The sequence below is a fragment of the Dietzia sp. SLG310A2-38A2 genome (assembly GCF_014145095.1).
GTDB lineage: Bacteria > Actinomycetota > Actinomycetes > Mycobacteriales > Mycobacteriaceae > Dietzia.
Genome location: NZ_JAALDX010000226.1, coordinates 16,283 through 19,641 on the forward strand (window position 1 = coordinate 16,283; position 3,359 = coordinate 19,641).

4 protein-coding genes and 1 pseudogene are annotated in these 3,359 nt (G+C 67.9%); all 5 read left to right on the forward strand.

What is annotated here, in order from left to right:
* A pseudogene (locus G6027_RS19475) lies at nucleotides 1–162 on the forward strand (PepSY domain-containing protein); the annotation flags it as partial.
* A 35-nt stretch (nucleotides 163–197) separates the two neighbouring features.
* Nucleotides 198–1,574 carry a potassium transporter TrkG gene (locus G6027_RS08520; RefSeq protein ID WP_182636793.1) on the forward strand — a complete coding sequence of 459 codons (1,377 nt, stop codon included), beginning with the start codon at nucleotides 198–200 and terminating at the stop codon, nucleotides 1,572–1,574.
* Nucleotides 1,567–2,247, forward strand: a complete 681-nt coding sequence (locus G6027_RS08525) for a TrkA family potassium uptake protein (RefSeq protein ID WP_187700485.1) — start codon at nucleotides 1,567–1,569, stop codon at nucleotides 2,245–2,247. The genes G6027_RS08520 and G6027_RS08525 overlap by 8 nt, the downstream gene beginning before the upstream one ends.
* A gap of 68 nt (nucleotides 2,248–2,315) precedes the next feature.
* A complete protein-coding gene (locus tag G6027_RS08530) occupies nucleotides 2,316–2,813 on the forward strand; it encodes a carbonic anhydrase (protein ID WP_182636794.1) in 498 nt (165 codons plus the stop codon).
* Between the two features lie 320 nt (nucleotides 2,814–3,133).
* Entirely contained in the window at nucleotides 3,134–3,334 is a 201-nt protein-coding gene (locus G6027_RS08535) for a hypothetical protein (protein ID WP_182636795.1), read from the forward strand.
* Nucleotides 3,335–3,359: the final 25 nt, after the last annotated feature.

The following is a 3,359-nucleotide window of genomic DNA, read 5'->3' on the forward strand; positions in this document are numbered from 1 at the left end:
GCCGTGCTCGACCTGCTGCGCCGCCGCCCGCTGGCAACCCTGGTCGGCGTGACCGTGGTCGCGGCGATCGGGTGGGCCGTCCCGCTCCTGGGGATCTCGCTGGCGGCCTTCCTCGTCCTGGACGCGATCCTGGGGCTCGTGGCACGACGCGCACGCGGCTGATAGCCGGGCAGACCGCTGGGGTTACCCTCACTCCCATGGTGTCCAGGAGCGCGGGCGTCCTCTCCTCGGGCGCGCAGGCGATTCGCGCGTTCACCTACAGCTCGCCCGCCAGGTCCGCGCTCGCGGCGTTCGCCTCCGCCATCGCCCTGTTCACCGCACTGCTGATGATGCCGTGGGCCACGTCCACGGGCAGCCCACCACACCTGCACGACGCCGTCTTCACGGCAACATCGGCGGTGTCGGTGACGGGCCTGACCACGGTCGACACCGGGACGCACTGGTCCCCGGCGGGGCAGGTGGTCATCCTGACGGCGATCCAACTGGGTGGCCTGGGCATCGTGACCATCTCGTCGATGCTGGCGCTCTCGGTCACACGGCAGTTCGGGGTCCGCACCCGCCTGCTGGCCCAGACGGGGACGTCGGCGGGCGGGTTGGGGGAGGTCGGGTCGCTGATCAAGACGATCGTGGTCTCCTCGGCCGTGGTCGAGCTGGTCATCGCCCTGATCCTCACCCCTCGCCTGATCGCCCAGCAGGGGTCTGTGGGGGACGGGATCTGGCATGCCGTCTTCTACGCCGTCTCCGCGTTCAACAACGCCGGTTTCATCCTCCACCCCGACGGCCTGGCGGCGGTGGCCCACGATCCCGTCGTCTTCTGGGCACTGATCTGCGCCGTGTTCCTGGGCAGTCTGGGCTTCCCCGTCCTGCTGGTCCTGTGGAAGCACCAGTGGCACCTCGGCAGGTGGAACCTCCACACCCGCCTGACCGTCGAGTTCAGCGTCCTGCTGATGCTCGTCGGGGCGCTGGGATTCGCGGCCTTGGAATGGAGCAACGTCGCGACCCTCGGTGGGGAGAGTGTCGCGGACAAGCTCCAGAACTCCCTGTTCGCCTCGGTGATGATGCGATCCGGGGGTTTCGCGGTGATCGAGCCGGCCGACACCAGGTCGTCGACCATGTTCATCACCGACGCGCTGATGTTCGTCGGCGGTGGTTCGGTGTCGACCGCCGGCGGGGTCAAGGTCACCACCCTCGCCGTCATCTTCCTCGCCTTTCTCGCCGAGGCCCGGGGGCAGGAGGACACCACCGCTCACGGCCGCGCGCTGCCCACGTCCTCGGTCCGGGTCGCCGTCTCCGTCGCCGGGATGGGACTGACTCTCGTGTCGGCCTCGGCCCTGACGTTGATGGTCCTCACCGGCGAGGACCTCGGACGCCCACTCTTCGAGTCCATCTCCGCGTTCGCCACCTGCGGTTTGAGTTCCGGCCTGAGCGCGGAACTCGAGCCCGCGGGGGTGTACGTTCTGTCCGGGCTCATGTTCGCGGGTCGGGTCGGCATCATCACCTTCGCCACCGCGCTCACGATGCGAGCCCAGCGCACCAGATACCGCCTACCCACAGAGAGGCCGATCATTGGCTGACCGCAACCGTCGCCAGTCCCCGGTGCTCATCGTGGGCCTGGGCCGCTTCGGCGTCTCCCTGGCCACCCAACTCGTCTCCCAGGGGCGCGAGGTGCTCGCGGTGGAACGGGATCACGGACTCGTGCAGAAGTACGCCGACTCCCTGACCCACGTGGTGGAGGCGGACGCCTCCGACATCGAGGCGCTCCAACAGCTCGGCGCGCAGGACTTCTCCACCGCCGTGGTGGGCGTGGGGACCTCGATCGAATCGTCCGTCCTGGTGGCCGTGAACCTGGTCGACCTGGGCGTGGAGCACGTGTGGGCCAAGGCGATCAACAAGGCCCACGGGAAGATCCTCACCCGGATCGGGTGTCACCACGTCGTGTTCCCCGAGCACGATGCCGGTGTCCGCGTGGCGCACCTGGTCGCCAACCAGATGATGGACTTCATCAAGTTCGACGACAACTTCGCGATCGCCCGAATGCTCCCGCCGAGGGACGTCGTCGGCCGCACCATCGACCAGTGCCGCCCCCGCAGTCGCCACAAGGTCAACATCGTGGGGATCAAGCCACCGGGCCAGCCGTTCCACTACGCGGAGCCGGAGACCTCGATCGGTGCGGAGGACGTGATCATCGTCTCCGGCCACGTCCGGGACCTCGAGCGGTTCGCCGACCACTCCGACCGGAAGCGATAGACCCGGCGGATTCTCTCGCGGCAAGAAGAATGCTGGTCTTGGTGCGACTCCGGGACTAGATTCCGGACATGACAGTCACCGACGAGTTGCTTGAGGCCGCCGCGGCCTACCGGTCCGACTTCGACAAGGGCGGCCTGCCCATGCCGCCCGGCCGCAAGATCGCCGTGGTGGCGTGCATGGACGCCCGCCTCAACCCGTACGGACTGCTGGGGCTGTCCGAGGGTGATGCGCACGTGATCCGCAACGCCGGAGGCGTGGTCACCGACGACGTCCTGCGCTCCCTCACGATCAGCCAGCGGCTCCTGGGCACCGAGGAGATCGTGCTGATCCACCACACCGACTGCGGCATGCTCACATTCCGCGACGACGACTTCAAAGACCAGATCCAGGCCGACACAGGACTGCGTCCGCGGTGGTCACCGGAGGCGTTTCCAGAAGTGGAAGCGGATGTCCGTCACTCGCTGGCGCGGGTCGAGGCGGACCCGTTCCTCCTGCACGGCACCGCTGTTCGCGGGTTCGTCTACGACGTGGCAACCGGGGATCTGAGTGAGGTCGCCCGCGGATAGGTCCGCCGCGCGATGGGGTACCCGGGCCCGGGGCGAGCGGTGGATGACGACCGGGCGTCTCGGGTGCCGTTCCCGGGTAGGTGGGCGTCGCTCTTCTACGCCGTGTGGCACGGGGCGACTGCTCAGGGGCGCCGCGAAGTTACGGCATGACAAGCTAATCTCGCGAGGTGGTTGCCAGATGGCGCCTCGGCTGGGGCCGAGACCCTGGCCGTGTTTGTCTTAGTAGCGCTCCGGCGGTTGCCCCGAGTACTGTCCCGGGCAAGGTAGCCCCGCGCCCGATGGCTTCGTCCACCGGTTCCCCTAGTGCGTGGGGTACGTACATGAGCTACGGCACCACTGGTCGCGCCGCCGACGCGAACTTCATCGTCGAATCGATTCTCTCGGGAGCCGCGCCATGGCTCCAGCTCTCATCGGAAACAACTCTGGAGTACGCCTTCTTCGGAGGCAACAGCCCGTTCGCCAACTGGGTGGGCGACGACCCGTACGCGTGGGAAGCGTGGCCCACTTCTGAGTCACTATGAACCGCACTGGCTCCGTCGGAGGGTC

Coding starts and splice junctions, on each gene's coding strand:
- G6027_RS08520 (WP_182636793.1), top strand. CDS start 198: ATGGTGTCCAGGAGCGCGGGCGTCCTCTCCTCGGGCGCGCAGGCGATT.
- G6027_RS08530 (WP_182636794.1), top strand. CDS start 2,316: ATGACAGTCACCGACGAGTTGCTTGAGGCCGCCGCGGCCTACCGGTCC.
- G6027_RS08535 (WP_182636795.1), top strand. CDS start 3,134: ATGAGCTACGGCACCACTGGTCGCGCCGCCGACGCGAACTTCATCGTC.